Origin of the sequence: Thalassotalea atypica, from assembly GCF_030295975.1 — a bacterium.
Taxonomy (GTDB): Bacteria; Pseudomonadota; Gammaproteobacteria; order Enterobacterales; family Alteromonadaceae; genus Thalassotalea_F; species Thalassotalea_F atypica.
Genome location: NZ_AP027364.1, coordinates 3,847,180 through 3,870,914, shown reverse-complemented (window position 1 = coordinate 3,870,914; position 23,735 = coordinate 3,847,180). Strand labels below are relative to the sequence as shown.

Annotated in this window: 17 protein-coding genes; 11 read left to right on the top strand and 6 right to left on the bottom strand. The window is 39.9% G+C overall.

Annotation, left to right across the window (positions count from 1 at the left end; all coding sequences use genetic code 11):
- Positions 1 to 53: 53 nt before the first annotated feature.
- Together QUE03_RS17430 and QUE03_RS17425 are read right to left on the bottom strand one after the other, a co-directional pair.
- On the bottom strand, positions 54 to 1,172 hold the full coding sequence (locus QUE03_RS17430) for a PepSY-associated TM helix domain-containing protein (RefSeq protein ID WP_286263232.1): 1,119 nt from the start codon (positions 1,170 to 1,172) through the stop codon (positions 54 to 56).
- A gap of 74 nt (positions 1,173 to 1,246) precedes the next feature.
- Positions 1,247 to 3,322, bottom strand: a complete 2,076-nt coding sequence (locus tag QUE03_RS17425) for a TonB-dependent receptor (protein WP_286263231.1) — start codon at positions 3,320 to 3,322, stop codon at positions 1,247 to 1,249.
- Between the two features lie 607 nt (positions 3,323 to 3,929).
- Between QUE03_RS17425 and QUE03_RS17420 the strand changes: the two genes are divergently transcribed.
- Both QUE03_RS17420 and QUE03_RS17415 read left to right on the top strand, forming a co-directional pair.
- Entirely contained in the window at positions 3,930 to 5,309 is a 1,380-nt protein-coding gene (locus QUE03_RS17420) for a PhoH family protein (protein ID WP_286263230.1), read from the top strand.
- A 131-nt stretch (positions 5,310 to 5,440) separates the two neighbouring features.
- Entirely contained in the window at positions 5,441 to 8,731 is a 3,291-nt protein-coding gene (locus tag QUE03_RS17415) for an ATP-binding protein (protein WP_286263229.1), read from the top strand.
- A gap of 29 nt (positions 8,732 to 8,760) precedes the next feature.
- On the opposite strand, the gene QUE03_RS17410 is transcribed toward QUE03_RS17415, so the two are convergent.
- Positions 8,761 to 9,729, bottom strand: a complete 969-nt coding sequence (locus QUE03_RS17410) for a hypothetical protein (protein WP_286263228.1) — start codon at positions 9,727 to 9,729, stop codon at positions 8,761 to 8,763.
- Positions 9,730 to 9,892: 163 nt separating this feature from the next.
- Here QUE03_RS17410 and QUE03_RS17405 point away from each other — a divergent pair, with 163 nt between their 5' ends.
- The 8 genes from QUE03_RS17405 to QUE03_RS17370 all read left to right on the top strand — a co-directional run bounded on the left by QUE03_RS17405 (position 9,893) and on the right by QUE03_RS17370 (position 17,517).
- On the top strand, positions 9,893 to 11,674 hold the full coding sequence (locus QUE03_RS17405; protein WP_286263227.1) for an acyl-CoA dehydrogenase C-terminal domain-containing protein: 1,782 nt from the start codon (positions 9,893 to 9,895) through the stop codon (positions 11,672 to 11,674).
- Positions 11,675 to 12,020: 346 nt separating this feature from the next.
- On the top strand, positions 12,021 to 12,764 hold the full coding sequence (locus tag QUE03_RS17400; RefSeq protein ID WP_286263226.1) for a response regulator transcription factor: 744 nt from the start codon (positions 12,021 to 12,023) through the stop codon (positions 12,762 to 12,764).
- Between the two features lie 420 nt (positions 12,765 to 13,184).
- Entirely contained in the window at positions 13,185 to 14,480 is a 1,296-nt protein-coding gene (locus QUE03_RS17395; protein ID WP_286263225.1) for a hypothetical protein, read from the top strand.
- The gene (locus QUE03_RS17390) at positions 14,480 to 15,235 is read left to right on the top strand and encodes an MlaA family lipoprotein (RefSeq protein WP_286263224.1); all 756 of its coding nucleotides are present in this window, start codon (positions 14,480 to 14,482) and stop codon (positions 15,233 to 15,235) included. Before QUE03_RS17395 ends, QUE03_RS17390 begins: the two co-directional genes overlap by 1 nt.
- Before the next feature lie 90 nt (positions 15,236 to 15,325).
- Positions 15,326 to 16,078 (top strand): MipA/OmpV family protein, encoded by a 753-nt coding sequence (locus QUE03_RS17385; protein WP_286263223.1) that lies wholly within the window; start codon positions 15,326 to 15,328, stop codon positions 16,076 to 16,078.
- A 153-nt stretch (positions 16,079 to 16,231) separates the two neighbouring features.
- Complete coding sequence (locus tag QUE03_RS17380; protein WP_286263222.1) at positions 16,232 to 16,978, top strand: 1-acylglycerol-3-phosphate O-acyltransferase; 747 nt, start codon at positions 16,232 to 16,234, stop codon at positions 16,976 to 16,978.
- Positions 16,978 to 17,328 (top strand): ribonuclease E inhibitor RraB, encoded by a 351-nt coding sequence (gene rraB / locus QUE03_RS17375; RefSeq protein ID WP_286263221.1) that lies wholly within the window; start codon positions 16,978 to 16,980, stop codon positions 17,326 to 17,328. Before QUE03_RS17380 ends, rraB begins: the two co-directional genes overlap by 1 nt.
- Positions 17,329 to 17,358: 30 nt before the next feature.
- Positions 17,359 to 17,517 carry a hypothetical protein gene (locus QUE03_RS17370; RefSeq protein ID WP_286263220.1) on the top strand — a complete coding sequence of 53 codons (159 nt, stop codon included), beginning with the start codon at positions 17,359 to 17,361 and terminating at the stop codon, positions 17,515 to 17,517.
- 53 nt (positions 17,518 to 17,570) lie between these two features.
- Here the strand turns inward: QUE03_RS17370 and QUE03_RS17365 are convergent, their stop codons facing one another.
- Both QUE03_RS17365 and QUE03_RS17360 read right to left on the bottom strand, forming a co-directional pair.
- Positions 17,571 to 20,681, bottom strand: coding sequence for an efflux RND transporter permease subunit (locus QUE03_RS17365; RefSeq protein WP_286263219.1), 3,111 nt, complete (start codon positions 20,679 to 20,681; stop codon positions 17,571 to 17,573).
- Entirely contained in the window at positions 20,681 to 21,823 is a 1,143-nt protein-coding gene (locus tag QUE03_RS17360; RefSeq protein WP_286263218.1) for an efflux RND transporter periplasmic adaptor subunit, read from the bottom strand. The genes QUE03_RS17365 and QUE03_RS17360 overlap by 1 nt, the downstream gene beginning before the upstream one ends.
- Before the next feature lie 134 nt (positions 21,824 to 21,957).
- Between QUE03_RS17360 and QUE03_RS17355 the strand changes: the two genes are divergently transcribed.
- Complete coding sequence (locus QUE03_RS17355) at positions 21,958 to 22,569, top strand: TetR/AcrR family transcriptional regulator (RefSeq protein WP_286263217.1); 612 nt, start codon at positions 21,958 to 21,960, stop codon at positions 22,567 to 22,569.
- On the opposite strand, the gene QUE03_RS17350 is transcribed toward QUE03_RS17355, so the two are convergent.
- On the bottom strand, positions 22,559 to 23,575 hold the full coding sequence (locus QUE03_RS17350) for a LacI family DNA-binding transcriptional regulator (RefSeq protein ID WP_286263216.1): 1,017 nt from the start codon (positions 23,573 to 23,575) through the stop codon (positions 22,559 to 22,561). The two genes, QUE03_RS17355 and QUE03_RS17350, sit on opposite strands and share 11 nt — an antisense overlap.
- Between the last annotated feature and the right edge of the window lie 160 nt (positions 23,576 to 23,735).

Sequence of the window (23,735 nt, the reverse complement as noted above, 5' to 3'; positions counted from 1 at the left end):
CTAATGCCAGAAATTGGATCTGGCATTGGCTGTATACAGGAACATGGCAATAATTATCGAGTGTTGGTGCGTTTACGATAATTTTGCCAACGACGTATTGACAGCATTGTTCCCGTATAGATGATCAAACACACCAGCAATGAAGCTAGGCCTGCTATTGTCTGGCCTAATATTCCATAGATTTCACCCGTATGTAGAAAGCGAATATAGTTTCGCGCTTTACGATAGGTCGACATATCACTAAATGAAAGAGTTTGTGCTACTTCTCCTGTGACTCGGTCTAGCGCTACAGTATATCGTTTGTGTGGTTGTGCGCCATTGCCTAAGTCTACTTGAAATGGCTGAACATCCATTGATTGCTTTTGAACTGAGAATTGAATTTGTTGCCAATCTTCATAAGACGCCGTCAACCTATTAAATAGAGCTTGATGTGTCAGGCTTTGCTTGCTTTGCAAGAGATTAGCTTTTAACGGTGCTACCACAGGAACCGTAGAGGTTATTTTTTTTAGGCTGTTACCTGGCCATTTGAAAGAAAAAAAGATAGCGGTGACAACAATGACTAAAAGTACAGGCGTTAGATATATGCCATACACATTGTGCCATTGATAATCTCGAGCGTGCTTTGATACATAGCTTTTTGAGAATGTTGCCTTTTGTTTAACTGAGCGTTTATTAATACGCTTGGGCAGCCAGAGATATACCCCGCTAATCACCAATAATACAAATATTACATTAGCAATACCATTAACCCACCGGCCCGTGTCACTGAAAGTTCCATCAAGAGTTAACCAACGATGGAACGCTCTGAGCTTGCTTAGAAATGTTTTAGTGCCTTCTCCTGGAGTCAAAGCTTCGACACCAGTATAAGGATTCAAATAGGCAAGCGTTTTTCGACCTTCTTTTATTTGTACAAAAGCATTTACTTCATTCTTAATGGCAACACTGAGAGATTTCTCATGAGGATAGGTTTTAGCAATACTGACGATTTCATCAAGGGACAGTTTACTGGATGCATTATTGGGTAAAGCTTGGTAGTCAAGCGATTCAGCGTAGTGAATTATTTGGCGTTCATAGGTAAGGGCTGCACCTGTGATCGACATTAAAAAAATAAACAATGCGGCTATGCAGCCAATGGACAAATGTCCCCAAAAAAATAGATTTCTTATGTTCATGTTGCTCTGTCGTTTATACTTTTGTATAGAAAAAGCGAGCCGAAAGGACCCGCTTTGCGTAACGGCTCAATCGACTATATCGACACTTTAATTTCAAATCGGGCCGAACGTTCATCACCTACGGTTACGTTGTTCACACCGCCGCCGGCAAGATAGTCCTCGTCTAACGCATTTTCTACATTGAGTCTAAAGTCGACATCGTGATCGCTGATTTTCGTAGTGTATGTTGCGCCTAGGTCAAGGCGGTAATAACTGTCCTTGGTGATATTATTATTGTTGTCAGCATAACGTTCGCCTTGATACAAAAGGCCAGCATTTAATGCTAATGATTGCGTGAGCTCATAACGTGACCATACGGAGGCTGACCATTGCGGTGCATCCATTGGTGTTTTGCCTTCATAATTACTGTCTCGTTCAAACGTTGCATCTAAGTACATGGTTGATGCCATAATAAATAATGTATCAGTAATCGCACCTTGAGCAGATAATTCCACACCTTTGTGACGTTGCAATCCTGCTTGAGTGGTGATTGTGTCGTGTGTTGGGTCATCAATTAGAGATTCAGTCACCAATACACCGCTTTTCTCAATATCAAACACAGCACTTTCTAGCATCAGTCTGTCCGATACTTGCCACTTAACACCAATCTCTATTTGTTCGGAAGTTACTGCCTCTAAGTCCATTCCATGGTTTTTGTCAGTATCATCATTCAATGTTTCACTTTGTTGTGGTTCAAAGCCCTCTGAATAGTTAAGGTAAATCGTGGCATTTTCTATTGGATGATAAAGCACGCCGGCTTTAGGAACAAACGAGTCGCTATCAGCATTCTCTTTGTTTTGTCGGTCAACCCGCCCCCCTAAAGCGACTTGCCAATGATCATTTATTGTTATTAAATCTTGGAAGTAAAAGCCGTAAAATTCGTATTCGCTAGTATATAGACTGTCGTCTGTTTTATAACTGATGCCTGGTTTCGATGGTTCAACGTCTCCCGGAACATAGTCAACTGGACTCGATTTTACTCTCAATTGCCCATAATAATAGTCAAGGCTATTAGCACCAATTAACAGGTTATGTTGAGTATCTCCAATTTCAAGCTCTCCTTTGACATCAAAGAACATGGTTTTAAACTGCCAATCATCGAAACGGTCATAGGGGGCGGATGTATAACTGTCACCAACAACGTAATCGGAAGGTTTTTTAGGAGCGGACTCAAATCGTTGCCGTTCAAACGTTTGCTCGTTGTAGCCAAATGTGACTTGCCAATCTGAGTTGATAAAGTAATCAATCTTAGTGCCAATGTTTTCTACCGTTATATCAGTGAAGGCCCAAGAAAAGTCATAAATGTCTTTGGTGCTGCCAATAACATCTCCGTTTGAATCTAGCCATGCACCCGTATCAAGTCCTGCTTTATCGTTAGTTTGATCATAATAAACATTAATGACGAGGTCTTCAGTCATGGTATAGTCTATTGCAAGATAGCCAAGAAATCTGTCGCGCTCTCGGCTTTCTCCATTGGCATATTCTCGATCGTAAACAACGTCCTGTTTAACTAGAACACTTCGATAGCTTAATTTGTCAGCTATGCTCCCACCTGCATCTAGCATAAACCTTGTCGAGCCATTTTGGTCGGTATCCGCGCCAAAGTCGAAGAGCGAAGTTTGCGTTGGCTTCTTGGTTACCATGTTAACAAGACCACCAGGAGCGGACTGTCCATATAAAGCACTTGATGGGCCTTTGATCACTTCCACGTGCGACAATGTTTCTATAGGCTGTTGATAATGAGACCAATGCTGGTGACCATCTCTTAAATAACCATTTGATGAACTTAATTCAAAACCACGGGAAATAAAAACTTCACGGTTTCGCTGTTTTGAACCGGGCGATAGACTCGCGTCATTGACTAATACTTCACCCAATGTAGTTGCTAATTGCTCATCAATAATTGTTTCTGGAATGACAGTAACTGATTGTGCTGTTTCAAGAAGTGATGTGTTTGTGCGCATCGCTCCCGAAGCATTGTCTACTTGATAATCGTTGAAATAAGTCCCTGTTACTTGAATAACTTCAATATCGGCATTCTTAGCCATGGTATGGGGGGAAAGGGCGGACACTGCAAACGATATTGCCAGAGATATTGTCTTTATTTTCATTACTACTGCTCTTACGTAATCATCTAAGGATTCAAAAGTGTGCAGATTCTACCTGAGTTAAATCTAAATGCAATACATTCTCATTTGCATTTAGTGCCAGCGAATTATTGATTGAAGCATTGTTGATTTGCATCAATTTTTGATACGTTTAGTGATAAGTTTGAGCACATTTCCTTTGAATTTTATAAGCTTATACTGCTATTTTTTTTGGCTGATGGTTGTTAGACACAACGTAACTCGTGTGAATTGATCTGTATGTATGTTCGATTCACGGAATATTTAGTTCTTGTCGATTCTATATTTTACATTGGAGGTAGCGTATCAAACGATTCGCATATGAGGATAAACCTTGTCTGGTATCTAGATATCATGCCTGTAATTTGGCTAGATTGAAACCGTAAAACAGAGGAAAAATAAAATAACTGGAAAATGTCTTTTGCTGCTTGAATAGTGCACGAAAGACTGTCAAAGTGGAAATGAAAATACTGGTTTAAAAGAATGTGATTACATCATATTCGTCGATTAATTTGAGCGGAAATACAGGCAACGACTCATCACTACATTGCCGTATTTATAAATTTAATTGTGTAAACTTTGGAGATTTTTTATGGACGATGAAAAAATTATCTATATCTTAGATACCAATATTTTGCTTCACGAACCCTTTGCCTTTTTATCTTTCCAAGAACATGACGTCGTCGTGCCGATGACGGTTTTAGAAGAACTAGACTCCATTAAAGATCGTCACAAAGATGTTAGTAGAGATGCTCGCATTGCTATTCGTGCATTGGAAGATACCTTGGTCGATGCTACACCGGAACAAGTACTAGCAGGGGTGAATCTACCACAATCTGGTGATAATGCTCCAAGAGGCACTCTTGCTATTTTTAATGACTTTGGGTTAGAGCAAACCGCGGGCAGTTTATCCCAGAACGAAAACGATAATCGCATTATTAATACTGCCGTTCATATTCAAAATACGCAAAAACCGAGAAAAGTGGTGTTGGTGACGAAGGACATTAACATGCGCCTAAAAGCTAAAGGAGCGGGTTTAGCACATGTTGAAGATTATCGAACTGATCAACTTATTGATGATATTAAATTCTTAACTAAAGGTTATCACCAATTCGAGGGGGATTTTTGGGAAAGCATTAAAGAGTGTGATAGTGAAACCGAAGGCCGTACGACAACTCATTATGTAAGTAAAAGCAGTGTTCCAATTAGCTATATTAATGAATATCTCATTGATGATACAGAGCATTTTGCCGGTAAGGTGACCGGTTATGATGATGAGAGAGTATCGATTTTAGATTTAGGGCGTGAGCGGTTAATGTCTAAAAATGCGTGGGGTATTCATCCTAAGAACATATATCAAGGCATGGCGATGGACGCCTTGCTTGATCCTACAATTGATTTAGTTGTGTTAACCGGCCCAGCAGGGTGTGGTAAAACATTGCTAGCATTGGCTTCCGCCTTAGAGCAAGTTGTAGAGCGTGGTTTATATGACAAAGTGATCGTGACCCGCAGTACACCTGAAATTGCAGAATCTATAGGTTTTTTACCTGGTACAGAAGAAGAAAAAATGGCGCCATGGTTAGCGGCAATAACCGATTCGCTGGAAGTGTTACATAAACAAGACGAGAACATGAATGGCAGTCTAAATTACATTATGGATAAGGCAAATATTCAATTTAAGTCGGTGAACTTTATGCGTGGGCGTAGCATACAAAATGCGTTTGTGATTTTGGATGAATGTCAAAACCTCACCGCATCACAACTCAAAACAATTATTACCCGCTGCGGTGAAGGCACTAAAATAGTGTGCTCGGGTAACTTGGCTCAAATTGATAGTAATTATTTATCGGCACTGACTTCAGGGTTAACCTATATTGTTGAGCGTTTCAAGGATTTCCCCGGCAGTACCACCATAAACCTAAACGGCGTAGTTCGTAGTCGTCTAGCATCATTTGCAGAAGAGAACTTATAGCGAGACATAGATTGCTTATGACAATAAAGCACAAGTGTTAGCTAAACCAAAAAATGATAGATTGATTTAAATTAATCGTTTTCATGCGCCCTTTTGCCTGTTATTTTGTAGCTCTAGGGCGGAGAAGTGTTTTGCAAAGCAACATTCCAAAAGTTAATTTATTCAACCACTATAATTTAGTGGTTTTTCTCGTCTTTCTAATTATTATTGTTTTTGCGACAGCTATCGCAACTTATCGCTACCAATTTGGGCTTGAGTCCCACCATAAAACTGATCTTATTAAACTCGCCGAGCAAGCCAATATCATTGATCGTAGTCTATATAACACTGAGCAAACGTTAAAAGGCTTGAGACAATTTGCCCAATATTACTTGGACCATCCAAATGACTTACCCGCTCAAAGGCCAAGCCTCGAACAAGAGGGCGATCGGTTTCATTTAAAAGCGTCTCTTCGTGATGTATTTAGTCAAAGTAAACGGCTGCAAAGTAACGTAACTGGTATCGGCAACATTGAGCAATTTGATGACACCTATTGGTTAGAGTTAAAAATGGCTCAAGCATTAACACCGGCATTTATCACCGGTAGTGCTAATAATGAAGACGCTACTTGGTTTTACTATTTATCAATGAGTGATTTCGTTAGTATCTTTCCATGGATTAGTCACAATGCATGGCAATTTTCGCCACAAATGCTCCAAAATTCCTACGTCAGGGAAATACATAAGAATAACTTGGCGGGCAATAAATTCGTCTGGTCTATGCCATTTAAAGATACCGCAGGCAAAGGTATCATCGCTTCATTGGGTACCGGGGTTTATTATGATGAAGAGTTTAAAGGTGTATTGGTTATTGATGTTGATTTAGCCAGCCTTAACAACAAATTACCTGAAATCAGTCAAGAACAACATGGTTATGTTCTACTCAATAGCTCTGGGCAAATGATGCTGCATAAGAGTCTAAAGAATGATGATATTTCTGAGCAACAGCATTGGCAAAATGTTGTACCTGAGCCTTTGCAAACGCTATCTCAAGATCAATTAATGTCGCCAGCTCAAAATATTAAGTTCAATGGCTGGTTAGTTCAAAAATATCGACTGAAGAATAACGGTTGGCTGCTGGTCAAGTATCAACCCTATAGTGATTTTACTTCTCCGTTATTGAACCAGTTTATTTCTATTTTTGGCCTGTTTTTTGTTGGCTTAGTGATTTTCTTAGCGCTGGTTTTTTTTATCACTCGACGTGCATTTGTCAAACCGGCAATCGAGTTTGTTGCTCATATTGAACATTGTGCTAAAGGAGATCCAGGTAAGATACAACCTAAAAGAGATTGGGTACCTTGGTTTCAAATTGTGGAGAACATTTTTGGTGAGAACCGTCGATTATTGCAACAATTGAAAGAACAAAATGCGCTGTTAGATTCGCGCGTCGCACAAAAAACTCAAGCGCTAATAAAAACCAGTGAGCAACACCAGCGTGATTACGTGTTATTACGTTCGGTCATTAACGCTATCCCAGAGTTCATTATTTTCAATGATAATGATGGCAACTTAATTGGCTGTAATAAATCGTTTGAGCAATATATTGAACAAGAGGAGCCTTCTTTATTAGGGAAAAAGGTCAGTTCTTTGCTGCCAGATTCTTTAAAGGCAACACTTGAAGAATTTGCAGCGTTACCTGTTAGGCAATCTCAATTTGGCTACAGTCAAACAGTGGAAACTGTGCAAAGCACCTATGATATTTTTTGCACAAGATTCTATAACGATGCCGGCACTAGTTTAGGTAGTATCAGTATTATTCGTGATGTCTCTGAACAGTACCTTGTGCAGTCTGCCCTTAAACAAGCAAAAGAGCAGGCCGAATTTGCTAATGATGCTAAGAGTCAGTTTTTGGCTAATATGAGTCATGAAATCAGGACGCCCATTAACGCTATTAAAGGTATGATGACATTAATGGAGAAGACGAAACTATCTGCATTTCAATATCAATACCTTAGAAATGCGCAAGGCGCATCAGGAGCATTGCTTCATTTAATAGATGAACTCCTTGACTTATCACGCATTGAAGCAGGCAAATTAGAACTTAATATTCAAACAACAGAACTAGACTCTATCTTGGATAAAGTGTTGCAGCTTAATGCGGTCAATGCACATAGAAAAGGACTTTCGTTGAGCGTGGATATTGAAAGCGATGTGCCTTATCGCATTGACACAGATGAGATGCGTTTGGTTCAAGTGCTAGCCAATTTGCTCAATAATGCGGTTAAATTTACTCATGATGGCTCCATTACTATTAATATTATGGCCACCGCTCATGATAAAAATAATGCGCTTATTCGATTTAACGTTAAAGACACAGGTATCGGCATTGCAAAAGACAAACAAGATAAGCTCTTCGATGCCTTTAGCCAAGCCGATGACTCGATGACACGTGAGTACGGTGGATCAGGCTTAGGGCTCTCTATTTGCCAACAAATTGTAAGCGCATTAGGTGGGGAAATTAGTGTAAAGAGCGACTTGGGCCAAGGTAGTGAATTTAGCTTTGTATTGCCAGTTAAAGTGCACAATAATCAAGTGTTGTTAAAGCCACTTAATGTTGTGACTTTGTCATGTCCGTTTAATAGAACGCTCGCAGAATCGGTAGAAAAAATGGGCTGGTGTTATCAACCAATCGAACAGATTGAGCAATTATCGAAGCAAGTTGTTAACAAGGAAACAGTGCTGCTCATAGATGGTCAATATTTAGCTGACAACAAGCATATCTCATTGCTTAATATTGAAAAACAGTTTCCGAACATCAAGTTAATGGGGATATGCCAACCGTTGATGGCGAATGTCTGTGAGCATATTTTCAGTCAATTACCTGAATTAACGGCGCCTTACTTATTATTTGAAAAGCCCCTTTATCGATTCAGTTTAAGCCGCATAATACAACACATGGAACAGAGCCATGTCAGTCTTTTGAATATTGATGTTAATGCTAAACAAGCGATGGCAAATAATAAGGATTATGCTGAACATTCAAATGTTGAAGGACGTCTTAACAATGTCAATATTTTGTTGGTCGAAGATAATCTAGTTAACCAAATGGTGGCACAAGAGCTGCTTTTCTCAATGGGAGCTAAAGTCGAAATTGCAGAAAACGGTCAAGTGGCGCTAGACAAATTGCAAGCTAATACCTTTGATGTAGTGCTAATGGACATTCAAATGCCAGTGATGGATGGGTTGACAGCGACACGAAAAATTAAAAGGTCAAAAGCACACAGTCAAATACCTATCATAGCCATGACAGCTCATGCTCGTGTTGAAGATAAAGAGGCGAGTTTAGCCGCCGGTATGGAATTACATATTGCTAAACCCGTCAGCGCAATTCACTTGTGTGAGAGTATTTTACAAGTACTAGCAAAAGAAACAATTGATCACTAAGATTGCTTCTATTTAATCAGCCTACTGAACTAATTCCCAACTTTTTCGAAGATTTCTGTTGTGTATAAATTTCCATTGATGGCCTGTTCAGTGTCAAAACCAACGTCACCTAAATTCATCAATCGTGGTCCGGTTGGATCGGCCAGTACATATACGTTACCGTTGACACTGATGTATTTGTCGTTATTTTTAGGTTCAATACCAACCCCTAAAATTGCGTGTCCGTCTAAATAGATAAAAACTAAATCAATGCGCGGCATCACCGCGCGCATCATTGAAGCAGTAAGTGCCATCTTACTGTCGCAGTCCCCTTGATTCTCCCATAGTACTTTTGTGGGAACGCTAAACCCAGCGCCAGAGGAATCTACCCGTGATTCAAGGGTGGAATAGGGAATCGATTGAATAAACCCCAAGATGAAATTAGTTACCTTTCGAACATCTTTGATAGAAACTAATTCAATAATAGAGTTCTTAAATGGTTTGAAGATGTCGACTGAAGATAAGGCTATCCTTACATGATCGGGTTTAATTCCTGAAAAATATTCGTGTGTCAAAAATTTTTTGTAGTAATTTCGATGCAGATACTCCTCAAAATACTCATCTTCCCATAGCGTGATAGTTTGTTGGGCTTCGCTTAGCCTATCTGGGTCTGCGCTGGTTAATTTTACTTGTTGACCATTACGAGCAAATTGTGCCTGTACTCCTTCAATAGGCTCCGCTTTAATTTTTTTCCTAATATTGCGCTGAATAGCAACTTGCGCTATTTCAGGCTTAAATGCACGAAAACTTCTAAATCGCGAAAAAAGTGATTGATTGTCTATAAAGAAACTAAAAGAAAGTGGTTGCTCATTTATATCCAGCCATTGATAGCTGAAGGTATAGCCTCCTTGATTGGCTGATTTATCGAATTGAAGCTGCTTGGCTTGGGCAGGTAAAGGCAATGTGCAAAGCCAAATGATCATAAGCGGCATTACCAATTTTGATACATTCAATGTCATTAACTTGCTCTATCTGCATGATTTTTCTATTTCAAACACTTTACGCTACCTTAAAGTATGACCAATGGACAAGTTATTGCACGGATTTTTCTTTACTTTTTATCTATAATCTATATATTAAAACAACTGTTTTAATTGAGTGTTTTAATTTCTGGAGTGTCACATGGCCGATTACCAAGCGCCTTTAAAAGATATGAATTTCCTTTTGTTTGATGTCTTTCAAGCCGACAAACTATGGCAAAACCTGCCAAATATTGCTGAACATGTAGACAAAGAGACTTCTGAAGCTATTTTGCAAGAATGTGCAAAAATAGCAGAGCAGGAAGTAGCGCCATTAAATCGTATTGGTGATGAAACCGGAGTTAAATTTGAAGACGGTGTAGTGACAACCGTTCCTGGGTATAAGGAAGCATTCAATACCTATGTTGAAGGTGGTTGGGCAGGTTTAGGCGGTGATGTGGAATATGGCGGCATGGGGATGCCTAAAATGATAACTGCATTGCATGAGGAAATGCTCTGCTCTGCAGACATTTCGTTTAATCTCTACGCGAGTTTAACTGCTGGAGCAGGTTTATCACTTGCCAAACATGCAAGTGAAGAATTAAAAGAGACATATTTAACTCGAATGTACTCTGGTGAGTGGGCTGCGACGATGTGTCTTACAGAATCTCATGCCGGCTCTGATCTAGGTATTATTCGCACTAAAGCTATTCCACAAGATGACGGCAGTTACCGGGTTACCGGTAACAAAATATTCATTACTGCTGGCGAACATGATTTAACAGACAATATTATTCACCTGGTATTGGCTAAATTGCCGGACGCACCTAAAGGCCCCCGCGGTATTTCACTTTTCTTAGTGCCGAAATTTATGGTAAATGAAGACGGAAGCTTAGGTGAGCGTAATGGTGTTGCTTGTGGATCTATTGAACATAAAATGGGTATTCATGCCTCTGCTACTTGTGTGATGAACTTCGATGACGCCGAAGGTTATCTCGTTGGTGAATTGAATAAAGGCTTAGCCTGTATGTTCACGATGATGAATTTCGAACGGATTGGTGTTGGTATTCAAGGAACTGGTGCCGCAGTACGCTCATATCAAAATGCATTAGAATACGCTAAAGACCGTATTCAAGGCCGTTCGCCAACTGGAGTGAAACAAGCAGATAAGGAAGCAGATTCAATTATGGTCCACGGTGACGTACGACGTATGTTGTTGAATATGAAGGCTATGAATGAAGGTGCGCGTGCATTGACTTCTTATATTTCAATGCAGTTAGATAAAGCAACCTATGGCGAAGGGGAATTACAGGCTCATGGTGACGCGTTAACTTCACTGCTCACGCCTGTAGCAAAAGCATTTTTTACCGATCTTGGTTTTGAAGCGACAGTGGCAGGTCAGCAAGTTTTCGGTGGGCATGGATTTATTCGTGAGTGGGGTCAAGAGCAGTTGGTGCGTGATACCCGTATCACACAGATATATGAAGGCACCAATGGCATCCAAGCAATGGACTTACTGGCACGTAAAGTGGTTCCGTCAAAAGGTCAGTTAATGGATATTTTATTAGCTGAAATTAATGGTTATATTGATGAAACTACAGATGAAGCGATGCAAGAATTTATTCTGCCATTGGCTGAAGCAAGCCAGGACTTGAAGTTCTTAACCGATGACATTTTATCAAAGGCGAATGAAGACATTAATATGGTTGGCACATCAGCTAATGATTATCTTCACGTTGTTGGGTATACCGCAATGGCTTACGTTTGGGCTAAAATGGCGCAAGTGGCGATGACCAAGGTCGACACAAACGATGAGTTTTATGTAAGTAAAATCAAAACAGCAAGATATTTCTTCCAACGATTATTACCAAGAAGACTGTCATTGATTGCGACAGCGCGCCAATCAAGTGATGCCTTGTTTGATATTGAAGATGAGTTGTTTTAATCAATAACTAAAGGTTACAAAAAAGCTACATTTAGTAGCTTTTTTTATGTCTACAATAGTCGGTAAGTACAATGTTGCCTAAATGAGCCGATTTTATCGGAACAAAGGCGCTATCATATTCTTGTAAAATTCATCGACTACTAGTACGCAATTAATAAGTATCGACAACTTCGCAATTTATTAATTACCAATTACACTTCATCAGCAATGTTTACAACTAGTAGCAATTGATAACAAATCGTTTAACAAAGTTGTTTCATTTATTACAAAGAAATACAGAAACTTAGGAAGACCTTCTCTATAATCCCAGCTTTAATATCAGTAGCATAATATGGGTGGTTTGCTAATGCAGCATACGCATGAGAATAACTCTCTAATAGAGCAAGGTAGTACGGTTCTAATCATTGAAGATGATCGTATGGTGTCTACATTGCTTAAATCTTATTTTGAGAAAGCAAATTTCATCGTACATCAAATATATCAAGGTGAACTTGCTGAAATCTCCGTTCATAAGTTTCAGCCAGATCTGATCATTCTAGACATTGGCCTTCCTGATATCGATGGATTTCAAGTGTGCGGTATTTTACGTGAATCTTATCTTGGTCCAATCATGATGTTAACTTCACATCAGGAAGAGCAAGAGCAGATCAACGGCTTTTATTCCGGCGCAGATGATTATGTTATTAAACCTGTATCTCCTTCATTGTTAAAAGTACGCGCTGAAGCACTGATCAGAAGGTACAAAGAGAAAAATCATCTCCTTTATAATCGTAAGAAAGAAGTGGGCAATTTACGTTTAGATCCTAACGCTCATAAATGTTACGTGGGTGGACAGGATTTAAAACTAAGCACATTTGAATTCAAGCTCCTTAACTTACTGGTTGATAATACGGGTAAAGTGATGAGTCGTGATCGCATTTATAATGTGCTTTTACGTCGAGAATATAACGGTACAGAACGAACAGTTGATGTTCGTATGGCCAAGCTGCGTGAAAAATTAGACGAAATCGGATTGAAGCACGCTCACATAGAAACCGTTTGGGGTGAAGGCTATGTGCTTAATGAAGTTTCATCTTTGAATATAGCTTAATCTATTAAGTTGATTCCCATAAAGCTAAAGGTTGACTGATAGACCTTTAGCTTTTTTGTTTAAATATTTTCCCCTTATTAATTAATCTGATCATCAATCGCATAATTTGCAGCAAACCTCACTTATTTTTCTTGTTTTTTTAATGTAAATAATATTAATCCTACGTCCTAGCTTTTCGAGATCGAAATTTTATTACCAATAATAACGAATGATTTCTATGCCTTGCTTACATATTGATACACGCTAATTTCAGATCGTTACATAAAAGTCATGTTAAGATAAGATTGTAAAAAAATGTTTGCTGGCGCGAGTTGTTTATTGGCGCTGCACTAGCGGACGAAAGTTATGACTCAAAAATGAAACAACACTGTAAATATTTGCTTTTTAAAGTGAAATCATTGGTATTAAAGGGGATTTTAAGTGCGTAATTGTATTATTTTGATTGCCATCTTGTTACAGGCATGTAGCGCTACTGAGCAGGAAATTCAAACCGTAAAATCACCAACATGTGATCTTACATATACTCGTTACCAAGCAACCGTAACAGGGTTGTGCCAAGAGCCGAAAGCTGAGTTGCTGGCAAACGTTCCCATCGAAGAACGAAAAATAGAAATTAGACCTATTGAAGAAATACCGGAAATTTTTTGGTATTCGCAAAAAATGAGTTACACGCTGGTAAAACAACAAGGTGAAGCTCCGTTAGCCTTTGTTATAGCCGGCACAGGTGCAGCCCATAACAGTGCGAAGAACATTATTCTACAGAAAACACTTTTTGCGCAGGGATACCATGTGATTGGTCTATCTTCACCAACCTTCGCTAACTATATTATTAATTCAAATAATGATCAGATGATCGGTGATTTAACTAAAGATGCGGTTAGTCTTTACAAAACAATGCAGATTATCTTAAAAGATGTACAGAAAAATGAAGATATTAAAGCAAGTTCATTTGTTCTAACGGGGTACAGTTTGGGGGGAGCTCATGCGGCTTTCGTGGCCAAATTAGATGAATCTGAACAACAGTTCAATTTCGAAAAGGTGTTAATGATAAATCCTCCGGTCAGTTTATTGAACTCTGTTCGAATATTAGACAGTTATATCGATATTAAAAATAACCGTCCGGCAATCAGTGCCATGTTTGACCGTATTTTCGAACGCTTTGCTGATGTTTACGCCGATCAAGAATCTTCAAAATTTACGGAAGAATCTATTTATGAGCTATTCGAAGGTGCTGACATGGGTGATGAGGAGTTGAAACTACTGATTGGCTCATCGTTTAGGTTATCCTCGTCCGATATGCTCTACGCTATAGATTCTATTTATAATGTTGGTGCGATTAAGTACAAAAACCATCAAGTCAGTAAATTTGAAAGCTTGACTGACTCAATGCACAGAGCGAATACATTGACTTTTGAAAATTACTTCGACAAAGGCATGCTGCCATGGACACAAAACATAGAACCCGGCGTTAACCGTGATGAATTAATTGCGCGATTAAGCTTACGTTCCATTGAAGAGTACCTAGTTAATGCGAAAAAAATTAGTGTTGTACATAATGCCGATGACATTATTTTGGCTGATGGAGAAATTGAGTATCTTCAACAAGTATTTGGTGAGCGAGCAAAAGTCTTTGAGCGCGGTGGTCACATGGGCAATATCGACAGAGTAGATTTTATTAACTATATCTCAGGTCAATTTGCAGGAGCAGCATTATAATGAAAAAATTTCAGCCCACTTGCCAGTTACTATTAGTGACTGTATTTGCCTTACTTGTTTCTGCATGTTCGTCTAAACCAGAATTAGGTGATGACGCCATACCGCCAACAGTCGCTCTACCAAAAGACACGAATGAAGAAAACTTGAACAATGATATTTTAGATCCGTTTGAAGGTTTTAATCGCCGTATGTACTATTTCAATGCGAAAGCAGATGAGCATGTTATTTTGCCTGTAGTTAAGGGTTATCAAGCTGTAACACCTGATTTTGTCGAAAAAGGTGTAAGCAACTTTTTCAACAACCTAGGGGAGGTCCCCACTTTTATCAACTCTGTTCTACAATTAAAGATAGGTATTGCGGCAGAAACATTCGGTCGTTTTGCTGTGAATACAACGATTGGCCTTGCCGGTCTATTCGATGTAGCAACGCCTATTGGTCTTGAGGAGCAGCAAGAAGACTTTGGTCAGACATTAGGGTATTGGGGAGTAAGCTCCGGGCCGTATTTGGTATTACCGCTGATGGGGCCTTCGTCCTTGCGCGATGCCGTTGGTGCTAGTATTGATATGGTAGCATTCAGTGCCGCTGTCGATGAGTTAGGAATGAAAAGTGAAGAAGAGGCATTTTTAAGCCTACTAAGGGGAATAGATACTAGAGCCAGTATCCCTTTTAGATATTATGCATCCGGCTCTGCATTTGAATATGAGAAATTAAGACTTTTGTACTTAAAATACCGAGAGTTGCAGGTCGCTCGTTAACTGTAGATTCTTTTATTTTAGGTATCGCTGATGAGTTGCTTGGTAGACAAACAGGCAACTCCATTTTAAATATAAATGATGGAAAAAATAATGATTAAACGTCTAACTTTGGCAATAGGGCTTATAAGTACTTCAGTTTTTGCCACTTCAACTATTGGTGAATTATCGGAAATCCCTGACAGCGGAGCCAGCAAAAATAAAGGTTTTCACGGTCAAGTTGGGATCGCGGCGGCTAGTTTAGCTAAGTACGTGGGTTCAGGTGATAATGAAACTAGAGCGCTACCGCTAATAAATGTTAACTACAATGATATTATATACTTTAAATACAATCGCTTAGGTGCCTGGCTATTTAAATCTGAGAGTAATTTTCGTGTTGGCGCATTAATTAGTCCACACCGCGGTATTGATGAAGACGATCTCCCTAATCAATTAGAGGGTTATGGCGACAGAGATCCTTCAATTATGGCTGGTTTTAACATGGGCTTTAATCAAGGCAGGTTTAGAGCTGAAGTTGCTGCACTTAAGGATGTCTCAGATAATTCGGAAGGGACGAAACTGCAAGCACAAGTTGGTTATACTTTTCTTGCTAATAAGCATTATACCTTGTCTGCCAGCGCAAAAATAGAAAGCCTTGATGACGATATGGTTGGATATTATTATGAGAGTTATGACTCGGCCACTAACTACTCGGTGAGTCTAGTAGGAACTTACCGGTTATCCCCAAAGTGGACCCTGATGGGAGCTGTAACAACGACTTCACTTGATGATGAAATTAGTAACAGTGCCATAGTTGATGATGATACGCCTACAACAGCGTTGATTGGCGCAACCTACTCATTTTAAGATGTAAATGAATTAAGAAGCCAGCTATGCTGGCTTTTTTTATGCGCAGAGGCTAAGTAGCTAGGGGCAAAGAATTGAATCAGTAGGTATATTTATAGGGAAATTGTCTGTTTCATTGTATACTTGCGCGTCCTAAAATTAGAGGAATTCCTTTTGTTAGCTGTAATTAGAATTACCATCCTGACGTTAGCGTTGGGTTTAATATCAATTTATACCTGCTTATATAGCCTGCTAAGACCGTTTCATCCAAACAATGTTCGTCACGCTGCTGCCTTACTAGGGAAGTTATCAAAAGTTATAGGCTTAGAGGTAGAGGTGCGTTTGCCTCCAGAACTAAAGGGCGTAGGGCCCGTGGTATACATCTGTAACCACCAAAATTCTTATGATATTTTTACCATTAGCGGTGCAGTGCAAGCAATGACTGTCAGCATTGGTAAAAAGAGTTTAAAGTGGATCCCTTTCTTCGGCCAAATGTACTGGTTAACAGGTAATATATTGATTGATCGTGCCAATACCTCAAAAGCGTTAGGCACTATTGATTTAGCCGCAAAAAAAATTAAAGAGAAGGGCATTTCTGTTTGGCTATTTCCAGAAGGAACAAGAAGTTACGGCCGAGGTTTATTACCTTTTAAAACTGGTGCATTTAGAACGGCTATACAGGCGGAGGTACCTATCGTGCCAGTATGTGCCAGTAATACCCACAATGTCATTGATTTAAATCGGTGGAATAATGGTAAGATGATAATAGAGTTTCTACCACCGGTTAGGCTATCAGCAACGGATAAATCTGGTATCAGAGAATCAACAAATCAAGTGCGAGAAACGATGCTGGAAAAAATCATTGAGTTAAGTCATGAAGCGGGTACAGAGTTACCTCAAAACGTAAAAAAGGTAAAATAATGCAAGATGATCAATTACAAGAGTGGGTTGAATATTCCGAGTCATTAATTGAGGAATTGCTTGAAGATGGTACCAACGAAGAAGCGGTACATACGATCGAGCACCACTTTTCTAGTCCTGATTTCGAGGTGCTTGAAAAAGCTGCTATTGCAGCATTTAAAATGGGACTTGAAGTTGAAGAGCCTGAAGAAGCTGAATTAGAAACAGGTGAAAAGGTATTTGCCTTTGACATTATTTGTGAACACTATCTAGACGATGAAGTAATAATTGATGAAATCAAAATAATGTTACAACTAGCACAACAGAATAAAGTAGATTATGATGGCTGGGGAACCTACTTCGAAGAGTAGCTAAATAAAATTTAAATTAGGGATGATCCAATGGATTGGTTAGGTCAAATATTTCAGCCAGAAGTATTATCGTTGTTAATACCCATTATCGCGATAGTTGGCGCCTTTGCCGTAGCTGCTTTAAGCGCTCATCATAAGCATCAAGAGCGAATTGAAAAAATAAAGCAAGGCTTTAACCCGGACGAGTAAGAAAAAAGCGAGTTTAACTCGCTTTTTTTATGCCTTCAATATCCTATCGGCAACTATGGTTTGAGCGGTGCAGAAGCAGGCGCTCCCGTTATTTCGAATACTTTATGCTGACTAAATAGACTGAATACTGCGGGTACAAAGTAAAATGATAATAGTGTCGTCAACACAGTGCCGCCAGCAATTGCAATAGCAAACGGTGGCCAGAAGCCCCCTCCTGCCAAAATTAAGGGTAAGAAACCGCCAACGGTTGTGATTGTGGTTGACGCAATATGGCGCGTACAATTTTGTATACCTTTGACGATGGCATTAGCGTCACCTGCAATCGCTTGCTGATCCGCTTTTAACTCTGCAATGATGACAATGGCAGCATTGATAGCCAAACCCATTAACCCCATTAAGCCAACAATAACAACAAAGCCGAAAGGATAACCAAACGCATAAACACTGAGTAAGCCTAAGCCAATTGATTGAAAGGCAGATAGGAAAATAATAATACTGATGCGAAATGAGTTGAAAGAAAGTACGACCACGGTAATCAATAAAGTTAATATGATACCAACGCTTGCCAATAATTGACTAACGGCACTATTACGCTCTGCCGACTCTCCCCCTATTTCAATATGATAACCAGCAGGAAGCTGATAATTTTGCTGTTCCAAACGTGCTTGAATGTTTGCTAAAACAATGGAAGGTAAAATATCTGCACGGATGTAGGCTTCTATAACATTTACTCTAACCCCATCTCGATGAGGAATTGCACCTCGACTAGGTTTTAGCTTTAAGTCGGCGATTGCGGTCAATGGGATGACGCCATTAGCTTGATCAGGTTGTGTCGTTAACAAATTAATATTCGCTAAATCTGCAACTTCATTTCGGCTTTCATTTGCTAGGCGGACACGGACAGGTATTGACTCTGTTGCTTCTATTATAGAACCATTGACCTGACCGGATAGTGTGGTGTTCAGTTGAGTCGCTATTTCTACTAAAGTTAAACCCGAAAGTGCCGTTGCTTCTTCATCCGTATCTACCCATACTTTTGGAGTGCCAGGCTGCAGTGTGGCTCTAGTATGAGTCACATGTTCAATGTTGCTCATTACAAGTCGTATATCATCTCCTATGCTTTTCAAACGGTCTAAATTAGGCCCGAATATTCTAAATTCCACAGGAGCATTAAATGGAGGTCCTTGTTCTAGTTTACGAACTATTATTTGAGCTTCAGGGTAGTTGTCATCCAACTCAGTCTGCAGAGTTTTTATGAGTCGATTAGCCTGTTTAAAGTCGGTTGCTGTTACCATGCCCTGAGCATAGTTTTGTAAGCCATCTTGGTTTGGCACCAGATTGTAATAAAATGAAGGTGAGTTTGTACCGATAAACCATCTCACTTGTTCAATTCCCGTTTGAGCATCAAGATATTGACCTATGCTGTCAGTCACACGTTTAGTGTTTTCGATGCTTGATTGGGCGGGCATGAAAACTTCGATATGAAACATGTCTCTATCTGATGTAGGAAAAAACTGCTCCTTTAACTGTCCGGCTAAAATGAATCCAGCCAAAGGCAATAGCATAATAAACGCTATCGCAACTTTACGATGTTTTAATGTCCAATATAAGCTGCGTTCAAACGCTTGAGATAGCTTAGGTAAATCAATCCCGGACACATACCAACGTCGTTGGCTATTCGGCTGACCTTTGGCAATAAAGCGCCCAGCCAATCCGGCAACTATGGTGTGTGATATGAGATATGAGCCGATCAAGGCAAAAATAACACTGAGTGAAATCCCACCAATAAATTCGCCCGCTGGTCCAGGCATCAACACGATAGGCATAAACGCCAAGACAGTTGTAATGGTTGAACCGAGCAGTGGCATCCATAAGTGCTGTACGGCATATCCTACAGAGTCGAGCCTGCGCATACCTTCTTGGCGTTTTGTTTGAATGGTGTCTGTCATCACAATGGCATTATCCACCATGATCCCCAAGGCCACTACTAGGCCGGTCACTGACATTTGATGGATAGGTAACCCGTAAAAGCTCATGGCAGTGAGAGTAAATAATACGGTTAAAGGCAGTGAGATTGAGACAATAAGTGCTGAGCGCCAGCCTAAGGTAATGAAAAGCACGGTAGTGATTAAAGCAAACCCTACTGCAATATTGCTGAGCAAGTCACCTAGACGAGTTTCAGTATAGACATTTTGATCGAATAGTACTTCAAGTGTGATTGCCTGTGGTAACTGTTGAGAAAATCCCGCTAGTTTTTGTTGTACATCGATGCTCCATTGATCGATACGCAAATCAGGTAACATGCGTGTTGCAACGACAACTGCTGGTTTACCGTTTACTATGGCCATTTCACTCGCGGGCCAAGAGAGTGTTTTAGTCACAGTAGCAATGTCACCAAGCTTTAAAATACTGCCATTACTGTTACGTTTTATCGGTATGTTGTTGATACGTTCTGTACTACTTAATTCCCCTGTAAGCTCTACTTGCATTTGATTTTGCGGGTTAACTAATAGGCCAGCAGAGACTTTGGCATCAGACATGAGAATTTTTTGTGATAGCTGTTCGCTAGTTAACTGTAATTGACTGGTTTTATTTTTATCAATGGCGACACGAATTTCCTCTTGGCCATTGCCAAATATTGATACTAAATCAGTGCCAGGTACTTGTTTGAGTTGATTCTGCAGCTCATTGGCAAAGCGACCCAAACTGGCAATGTTAGGCTCACCATTGCCAGTCCAATTCAATGCTATCAATTGCGTAAACGCATAACCACGATCGTCGATCAAGTTGGGCGTAATGGTATTAGGCGGGAGCTCTGGCGTTACTTCACTGATTAAATCACGGACCCTTGACCAAATAGGTCGAGTGTTGGTGATTTCATCTTTCAATTTAATTTTAACAACAGAAATTCCAGGTCTAGATGTTGATGTGATTTCTAGGATCTCTGACAACTTTCTCAGTTTTTGTTCAATTTTTTCGGTGATAAGTACTTCAATGCGTTCGGCGCTTGCCCCTGGTAATTTGGTCAATACGCTGGCGACACGGTTCATGATGCGGGGATCTTCGGTGCGTGGTAACGTCGTGATAGCCGCTAAGCCTGAAACAATTAACAGGGCGATGACCAATGACATCAAACGGCCATTGCGAACAAATGAGCGGATCATTATCTCGTCCCTTCACTAACAGAGGCTGTTTCAGCTTTACGAACTACTTGCCCCGGTACATATCGATGTAACCCTGAGCCAATAATCTCCATTGATTCACTGTGGGCAGTGTCAACAAATGCATGCTCTTGCGTGGAATACAAAACGTCAACGATGACAGCCGAAACTTGATAATTACCTTCTGGAGTAAGGCTGGTCTGATACATGTTCCATTGTCCGCGTATACCATCAGTTAACGCGCTGATAGGCACCCAATAACCGGACTTAGATTGTTCGTCATCAATAAAAACTCGTGCTAGTTGCCCATTGTAACGCGCATCTATTATTTCAAGGGCCAGTCGTACTTGTACAGTACGATTGATGGTGTTAATTTCTTGTCCAATAGAAAGCACTTTTGCTGTTAATCGCAACTGATTAATTTCGACAGTTAAAGCACCGCCTTGATTAATATTTTTGGCTACTTGAAAAGGAATACCCACAGAGATTTCTTGATGGCTTTGTTTGATTAATTTAAACGCTGGAACGCCACTGGAAACAATGTCCCCTTCTGCAATAAAGCGCTCGCTCAAGACGCCATCATAAGGTGCGGTGAGTTTTCCTCTTGATATTTGATAATTCAATGAGGCCAGATTGGCCAACAAGCCTTCCCTGCTCGCTGCAAGTACACCTTGTTCGGCATGAAGTTCGTCGATGTTTTGTTCGGACGCGTAACCATCTTTAATTAATGCGTTGATACGCTTTAAATTAGCTTTATTTAATCTAATTTGTGCTTCTACTTGTTTGACTTGGGCTCTTAACTCATCAGCTTTTATAGATAACAATTCGGTGTCTTGTTCAGCCAAAACTTGGTCTTTAGTGACGTGCTCACCGCTATCAACTAACACAGTCTTAAGGCGACCTGCGTATTCAAAGCTTAAGTTTGTTTGTTGTTTGGAGACAACACGACCCACATATTCACGTTCAATAGAGAAATGCTGTTGTTTATCAATCTTGATAATTTCTGCTGCTTGATAATAGGGTATTGCATTTGTTTCAGAACTTACCTTTGAACAAGATGATAATGTGAAAGCACTAGTTAGCACGATCAAAAGCAACATGGCTTTTTTAGTGCGCTGATGAATGTAGGGATGAGATAAATTCATAATATTCCTTTGTGCGAAATTCACAATTAAACTAAAATGGACTGGGTAGTCTATTTTAGTTTAAAGTAACCAAAGTGGACTGTCTAGTCCATTTTAGATAAAGTAGTTACAAATATGGGGCGTTGTATTGGTATATGATTAAAAATCGTAGTAAAAATGAAGTAAAACGTCAGCAGATACTTAAATCTGCGACACAATTGTTTACAGAAAATGGTTACGCCTCTACCAGTATGGCATTGATTGCTAAATCTGCCGACGTATCAAAACAAACGGTTTATAGCCATTTTGGCAATAAAGAAGAGTTGTTCTCTGCATCCATTGCACAGTTTTGTCAGAATCAAGTATTGTTTGATTACAGTACGTTTGATTTCTCGAACCCCTATGCAACTTTACTTGAAATTGCTCAGCGGTTTTTTACCATGGTGACCTCAAAAGAAGCTTTAGCTGTGCATAAAATTTGTGCTTTTGAGTCGAAAACCTATCCACAGTTATCAGAATTATTTTTTCGGGCTGGCCCTGAGCGATTAGCTGATGAAATGACTAAAATCATGGAAACTTTTCATCGAGAAGAATTCTTGACCATTACTCATCCTCGACATGCAGCGATACAGTTTTTACACATGATGAAAGGTGAAGCGTGGATGCGGGTTGAATTTAATACTTCTTGTCAGTTATCACAGCAAGAAATTTATGATTACCTTGTTGATAGCGTCAACTTTTTTATTCGTGGTTATGCTAAGCGCTAGCATCCGTTGAATCACGAACAACCAGTTGTGGTGTATATTGCTGTATAAATGACGAGGTATTGAGTTTACGCGTATGGGCAATCAGTAAATTGGCGGCGTTTTCAGCAATCGATTTATTTGGTTGATCTGCGGTTGTCAGCTTAGGCCAGGTTTGGCGCGAAAACGGGCTGTTCTCAAATCCTGCAATCGACAGCTGTCCCGGAATATCAATATTCATTAATCGAGCGGCGAAAAGCGCTCCAGCAGCTATTTCATCATTACAAGAAAAAATCGCAGATGGCTTGTCGGTTTCATTCATTAAGTATTTGGCACCTTGAACGCCAGACTCAAATGAATACTCCCCTTCGACAATGTATTCTTTATTCACTGATATTTGATTATCAACCAGTGCTTGTTTATAACCATTTAGACGTTCAATACTTGATCTATGTTCTTTGCCGCCGGCGATAAAACCGATTTGCTGGTGACCTAAATCAATCAAGTGTTGCGTGATGGTATAAGCTGCTTGATGGTCATTGATCATGACACAAGGTGTAATATCATCTGGTGCGACGTCACCAGACATGATCCTAACCACGCTGACATCGAGCTGTTTAATTTTTTCAACAAATTCAGGCATCTCAGAAAAGGGTGGTGTTAGCACCAAGCCCGCAATTCGTGAGGTTTTGACCATATTGGTAATTTCGTCGATGGTATTTTCTTTGGTTGAATCACAGGGGTGAATTACCAATTCAAAACCTTGCTTTTTGCAAGCAGACAAAATCCCGTTTTGCATGTCAATGACATAGTAGGCATTAGGGTTGTCGTAAACAAAGCCAATGCTATATGCCTTTGAGCCGGCTAAATTACGTGCTGCCAGATTAGGTTGGTAATCGAGTGCTTCAACAGCTGCCATGACTTTTTCACGTGTTAGAGCGCGAACAGAAGGTTCATTGTTCATTACACGAGAGACCGTTTTTATTGAGACTCCAGCCTGCTTGGCAACGTCATTGATGGTAGCTTTCATTTAAATGTTTAACTCGTTTTTTGATTATTCAGATATTCATCGGCGCGGCATTAGAGTATTTGTTATTACTGACACTGGCAATAACAAAATGAGGATTCCTTATTATTGATCACAGAGTGAGTCGTTGTTTCATTCACACCAATCGAAATTGACAGCGCTG